Here is a 2732-nt window from a genome sequence, read left to right as displayed (position 1 = left end):
TCGGGGGATCCGCTGGGTGGGGCGGATCATTCTACGTGCAGGCGTCGCTTCTGCCGTACAATCGACGGTGGAGTCGGCCGGACAGTCGCGTCGCGCCTTCGGGCGTATCGAGGAAAGTCCGGGCTCCACAGGGCAGGGTGCCAGGTAACTCCTGGGCAGCGTGAGCTGACGGCCAGTGCAACAGAGAGCAGACCGCCGATGGCCCCGCAAGGGGATCAGGTAAGGGTGAAAGGGTGCGGTAAGAGCGCACCGCGTGCGGGGCTAACGCCGCACGGCACGGTAAACCCCACCCGGAGCAAGACCAAATAAGGGAACCATGACGCGGCCCGCGTCGTTCCCGGGTAGGTTGCTGGAGCCTGGCGGTGACGCCAGGCCGAGAAGAATGACTGTCACGTCGCAAGACGCACAGAACCCGGCTTACAGGCCGACTCCTTTTTCTTCCAGGCATCGCGGCGCCCGGCGGGGGGGCGGCGCCCCCCCCGCCGCAGCGCACAACGCCTTCCCCCGCCTCCCCTGCCTATACTCGGATCGGGCCCCATGTTGGGCTCCCACAATTCGGGGAGGCTTCGATGCTGCAGCAGTACGGTTTATGGATCGCGCTGGCATGTGCGGTCGTTGCGATTCTGTACGGCGCGTTTTCGGTCAGTTGGGTCTTGGCCAGGTCGCCGGGCAACGAACGAATGCAGGAGATCGCCGCGGCGATCCAGGAAGGCGCCCGCGCTTACCTCAACCGCCAATACGCCACCATCGGCGTCGTCGGCATCGTGCTTTTCCTGCTCCTCGGCATCTTCCTCGACTGGGGTACCGCGATCGGCTTCGCGCTGGGGGCGGTGCTCTCGGGGGCGGCCGGCTACATCGGCATGAACGTATCCGTTCGCGCCAACGTACGTACCGCCGAGGCCGCCAGGAGCGGCCTTTCTTCTGCCCTCGCGGTGGCCTTCCGTGGCGGCGCCGTCACCGGCATGCTGGTGGTCGGGCTCGGTTTGCTCGGCGTGGCCGGTTATTACGGCGTGCTCACCCACATGGGCTACGAGCGCACGCATGTCCTGCATTCGCTCGTGGGGCTCGCCTTCGGGTCCTCGCTGATCTCGATCTTCGCGCGCCTGGGCGGTGGCATCTTCACCAAGGGTGCCGACGTGGGCGCGGACCTGGTCGGCAAGGTCGAGGCCGGCATCCCCGAGGACGACCCGCGCAACCCGGCGGTCATCGCGGACAACGTGGGCGACAACGTCGGCGATTGCGCCGGCATGGCCGCCGACCTCTTCGAAACCTACGCGGTGACCCTGATCGCCACGATGTTGCTGGGCGGCGTGATGGCGACCGAGGTCGGTCCCTCGGGCGTGCTCTACCCACTGGTGCTCGGCGGCGCCTCGATCGTGGCGTCGGTCATCGGCACGTTCTTCGTGAAGACGCGCGGCGGCAAGATCATGAACGCCCTTTATGCCGGCGTGGCCGTTTCCGCCGTGCTGGCGGCGGTCGCGTTCTGGCCCATCACCCAATCCCTGATGGCCGATTCCGCCTTCGGCCCGGGCCGCATCTATGGCTGCGCGATCATCGGCCTGGTGCTCACCGGCGCCATGGTGGTGATCACCGAGTACTACACCGCGACCGAGTTCCGCCCGGTACGCCACGTGGCGCAAGCCTCGACCACCGGCCATGCGACCAACATCATCGCCGGGCTCGGCGTTTCGATGAAATCCACCGCGCTGCCGGTGCTCGCCGTGTGCGCGGCGATCTGGGGAGCATTCGCGCTGGCCGGCCTCTATGGCATCGCCATCGCCGCCACTGCCATGCTGAGCATGACCGGGATGATCGTGGCCCTGGATGCCTATGGGCCGATCACCGACAACGCGGGCGGCATCGCCGAGATGGCCGAACTCCCCGCCGAGGTGCGTGGCGTGACCGATCCGCTGGACGCCGTGGGCAACACGACCAAGGCGGTGACCAAGGGCTATGCGATCGGTTCGGCGGGCCTCGCCGCCCTGGTGCTGTTCGCCGATTACACGCATAACCTGAACCTGCATTTCGGCGGTACCGAGGTGCGCTTCGACTTGTCCAACCACTACGTGATCATCGGCCTGCTGATCGGTGGCCTGATTCCTTACCTGTTCGCCGCGATGGCGATGGAGGCGGTGGGTCGCGCCGCCGGCTCGGTGGTGGAAGAAGTACGCCGCCAGTTCCGCGAGATCGCCGGCATCATGGAGGGAACGACCAAGCCCGACTATTCCCGCGCGGTGGACCTGCTCACCCGTTCGGCGATCCGCGAGATGCTGGTTCCCTCGTTGTTGCCGGTACTGGTGCCCGTGGTGGTGATCTTCGGCTTCAAGTGGCTGGGCGGCCCGGAGGCCGGCGCGCAGGCGCTGGGCGGCGTGCTGATCGGCACGATCGTCACCGGCCTGTTCGTGGCCATCTCCATGACCACGGGAGGTGGCGCCTGGGACAACGCCAAGAAGTACATCGAGGATGGCCACTTCGGCGGCAAGGGTTCCGATGCGCACAAGGCGGCCGTCACCGGCGATACCGTGGGCGATCCATACAAGGACACGGCGGGGCCGGCGGTGAACCCGCTGATCAAGATCATCAACATCGTGGCGTTGTTGTTGATTCCGTTGCTGTAGGGGCATCGCCGGCTTCAGGAGCATCGCCGACAGGGTCGGCTCCCACCAGAGCCCGGCCCACCCGGTTGTCTACCCCCCCGCATTCCGCCCCCAAATGGGAGGGTTAACACCCCC

The 2732-nt window shown here is 66.8% G+C and carries 1 protein-coding gene and 1 other RNA gene; both read left to right on the top strand.

Going from position 1 to position 2732, the window contains the following annotated elements; all coding sequences use genetic code 11:
- The first annotated feature begins 69 nt into the window (after nt 1-69).
- An RNA gene (gene rnpB / locus ACR9ZJ_RS19200) (RNase P RNA component class A) lies at nt 70-436 on the top strand.
- Between the two features lie 133 nt (nt 437-569).
- Nucleotides 570-2618: a sodium-translocating pyrophosphatase gene (locus tag ACR9ZJ_RS19195; RefSeq protein ID WP_481282493.1), complete on the top strand. Its 2049-nt coding sequence runs from the start codon at nt 570-572 to the stop codon at nt 2616-2618.
- The last annotated feature ends 114 nt before the right edge of the window (nt 2619-2732 follow it).

Source organism: Luteibacter sp. KNZ12-1A (genome assembly GCF_056755675.1).
Note: the sequence above shows the minus strand (reverse complement) of the source record. Positions and strands in the feature narration are given on the sequence as shown.